Origin of the sequence: Pseudomonas sp. PDM22, from assembly GCF_014851965.1 — a bacterium.
Classification (GTDB): domain Bacteria; phylum Pseudomonadota; class Gammaproteobacteria; order Pseudomonadales; family Pseudomonadaceae; genus Pseudomonas.
This window is the reverse complement of the sequence record NZ_JACVAR010000041.1, coordinates 1-380: the sequence shown is the minus strand read 5'-3', so window position 1 is coordinate 380 and position 380 is coordinate 1. Positions and strand designations below refer to the sequence as shown.

The following is a 380-nucleotide window of genomic DNA, read 5'->3' as shown; positions in this document are numbered from 1 at the left end:
TTCACGGCTGGTGACGTGGTGAGCTTCAAGCTCAACGGCACCGACTACAGCGCCAAGGTCGCGGCAGACGGCAGCTGGAGCGTGAAGGTGGCCGGTGCGGACCTCGCAGCGGAAACCAACATCCACGCCACCCTGGTGGCCCACGATGCCGCCGGCAACATCAGCAATGTTGCGGCTGACCACGGCTACACCGTTGATGTCGTTGCACCGGTAGCGACCCTGGCCATCGACGTGGTGGCCGGTGATGACGTGGTCAACGCCGAAGAAGCCAAGGCCCAGCAGACCATCAGCGGCAAGGCCTCGGGTGAGTTCCAGGCTGGCGACGTGGTGAGCTTCAAGCTCAACGGCACCGACTACAGCGCCAAAGTGGCTGCAGACGG

1 protein-coding gene is annotated in these 380 nt (G+C 64.2%); it reads left to right on the top strand.

What is annotated here, in order from left to right; translation table 11 throughout:
* Positions 1-380 (top strand): Ig-like domain-containing protein (locus IB255_RS30550; protein WP_192211294.1); only part of this gene is annotated, 380 nt, incomplete at both ends.